The organism is Aestuariivirga sp. (genome assembly GCF_020252395.1).
Taxonomy (GTDB): Bacteria; Pseudomonadota; Alphaproteobacteria; order Rhizobiales; family Aestuariivirgaceae; genus Aestuariivirga.
The window spans coordinates 1-2,622 of the sequence record NZ_JADCDB010000023.1; the positions used below are offsets into that span (position 1 = coordinate 1).

General features: G+C 65.3%; 4 protein-coding genes. All 4 read right to left on the bottom strand.

What is annotated here, in order from left to right:
- Window positions 1-304 (bottom strand): tripartite tricarboxylate transporter substrate-binding protein (locus IOC82_RS11635; protein ID WP_290546362.1); only part of this gene is annotated, 304 nt, incomplete at its 3' end.
- 113 nt (window positions 305-417) lie between these two features.
- On the bottom strand, window positions 418-1,917 hold the full coding sequence (locus IOC82_RS11640) for a tripartite tricarboxylate transporter permease (protein ID WP_290546363.1): 1,500 nt from the start codon (window positions 1,915-1,917) through the stop codon (window positions 418-420).
- A 10-nt stretch (window positions 1,918-1,927) separates the two neighbouring features.
- Window positions 1,928-2,413: a tripartite tricarboxylate transporter TctB family protein gene (locus IOC82_RS11645; RefSeq protein WP_290546364.1), complete on the bottom strand. Its 486-nt coding sequence runs from the start codon at window positions 2,411-2,413 to the stop codon at window positions 1,928-1,930.
- Window positions 2,410-2,622, bottom strand: a 213-nt coding sequence (locus IOC82_RS11650; protein ID WP_290546365.1) for a hypothetical protein, incomplete at its 5' end; no start/stop codon positions are given. The genes IOC82_RS11650 and IOC82_RS11645, both read right to left, overlap by 4 nt.

Below are 2,622 nucleotides of genomic sequence, written 5' to 3' on the forward strand. Positions count from 1 at the left end.
GATAGAGCGCAGGGGCCGCGCCGTGCGTGCCCATGTGGCCCATCATGATCGTGTAGCCGTCCGGCGCGGCCGTGGCGACCCGGGTCGTGCCGGTGGTGCCGCCTGCGCCGGCGACGTTCTCGATCACGATCTGCTGGCCCAGCGTGCGCGACATCGGCTCGGCGACGATGCGTGCAATGACGTCGGTCGGTCCGCCCGCGGCGAACGGGACGACCAAGGTAATGGGCTTGTTCGGATAACCCTGGGCCAGCGTAGAGCCGGCGGTGAGGGCGAGTACGGCGGCAGCCGCGAAAAGCGCTTTCATCGGATTATCTCCCACGTTTCTCATTTCAATACTGGATCCCGCCTCCCGGGCGGGCTTGCGGCTGTCGCGGCATATAGGAACACGAGGTGGTCAAAAAAAGGTGGCGCGAGCCGCTAATCTACGAAGACTTCGTCCCGGCTCTTGCGGATGGAGGGCAGCAAGGCAATCACCAGCAGCACCGCCGCGACCGCGAGGAGGCCCGCGGACACAGGGCGGTCGATGAAGGTCGAGAAGCTGCCGCGTGAAAGAATGAGAGCCTGCCTCAGCTTTTCCTCCATCAGCTTGCCGAGCACGAAGCCGAGCAGCATCGGCGCCGGCTCGAAGCCAAGCTTGAAAAGCACGTAGCCCACGAGGCCGAAGAACGCCGTCGCCATGACGTCGCTGGGATTGTTGTTGATGGAATAGATGCCGATGCAGCAGAAGATCAGGATGGCGGGGAACATCAGCCGGTAAGGCACCTTGAGCAACTTCACCCACAGCCCGACCAACGGCAGGTTGATGATCAGCAACATCAGGTTGCCGATCCACATCGAGGCGACCATGCCCCAGAACAGGCTGGGGTTTTTCTCCATGACCTGGGGGCCGGGGATGATGCCGTGGATGGTCATCGCGCCGACCATCAGCGCCATCACAGCGTTCGGCGGGATGCCGAGGGTGAGCAGCGGGATGAAGGCGGTCTGCGCGCCGGCGTTGTTCGCCGCCTCCGGCCCGGCGACGCCCTCGATCGCTCCGCGGCCGAAGCGGGAGGGATCCTTCGCGAGCTTCTTCTCGACCGTGTAGGAGGCGAACGGCCCGAGAACGGCTCCGTTGCCGGGCAGGATGCCGAGCATCGCGCCGAGCCCCGTGCCGCGCATGATGGGCTTGATGGACTGCTTCATGTCCTCCATCGACGGCAGAAGCCGCCCGATGGACGACCGCACGACGTCGCGCGCCTCGGGGTTCTCGATGTTGCGCAGGATTTCGGCAAAGCCGAACAGGCCCATGGCGAGGATGGCGAAGTCGATGCCGTCGGCGATGCCGGTAAGGCCCAGCGTCAGGCGCTCCTGACCGGTCTCGAGGTCGGTGCCGACCGTCGACAGCAACAGGCCCAGAAGGATCATCGCGATGGCCTTGACGATCGATCCCCGGGCCAGCACGACGGCGAAGACGAGGCCGAGAAGCATCAGCGAGAAGTACTCGGCCGGGCCGAAGATGAGCGCGAGCTTCGTCAGGGGCACGCCCAGCGCGGCGATGACGAGGGTCGCGAAGGACCCGGCGATGAAGGACGAGATGGCGGCCATGCCCAGCGCGATGCCGGCCCGGCCCTGCTTGGCCATCTGGTGTCCGTCGAGCACGGTCACGACCGAGGTCGCCTCACCCGGGATGTTGACGAGGATGGCGGTCGTCGAGCCGCCGTACTGCGCGCCGTAATAAATGCCTGCGAGCATGATCAGCGCTCCGGTCGGATCGAGACCGAAGGTGATCGGCAGCAGGATGGCGATCGTGGCGATCGGGCCGACGCCGGGCAGCACGCCGATCAGCGTGCCGACCAGGCAGCCGATGAAGCACAGGGCGAGGTTCTGGAAGCTGAGCGCCGTGGCAAAGCCGAGGGCGAGGTTGCCGAAGAGATCCATCGTCGTCGCCTCACATGAACGCGACGACGGGGATCGGAAGACCCAGCGCCACCTTGAAGAGAAGGATGCAGAAGGCCGTCATGCCGGCGGCGAAGATGATGGTCTCCTTCCAGCGCATCTCCTCGGACGCGAACGAGCCAATGATCATGGCCAGCGGTCCGGCGAAAGCCAGGCCGAGCGTGCGAATGGTGAGAGCGAAGACGACGACGCCGCCGAGGATGAAAATGGGACCGCGCAGGTGCCAGCGGCTGAGCTTCTCGCCGTCCTCGAAAAAGGACGTGACCACAAGCACGATGCCGGCCACGCCGACCAGCACGGCAAGGGCCCGCGGCAGCATCCCCGGGCCCATGGCCCGCAGCGTGCCCATCGGAAGTTCAGTCGACTGCCAGATCGCGAAACCCGCAACAAGAACCAGGAACAGACCGGCTGCGATGTCCTGAGGCGAGCGCGCGCGCAAGCCGCGGTCGCGCCCTGGGCCCTTTTCCGTCGTGCTCACGCCGACACCCTCCCCACCAGAACTCTGAAAACACAGGCGGCGAGCGCCTTTTTGTTGTTGTCCCGATCTTGTTGCCTTAGAGACTGCGACAGATCAAGCCTGCACCTGCCCGTGGCGGACTTGTTATGACGGAACGGGCCCCCGAAAGACGAATCATGGGTAGCAACAGGGTCCACCGGATCGCGGTGATCGCGGGCGCCGGCATCGGC

Excerpts from the sequence above, each read along its gene's own strand:
- IOC82_RS11640 (WP_290546363.1), bottom strand. The coding sequence starts at position 1,917 with ATGGATCTCTTCGGCAACCTCGCCCTCGGCTTTGCCACGGCGCTCAGC.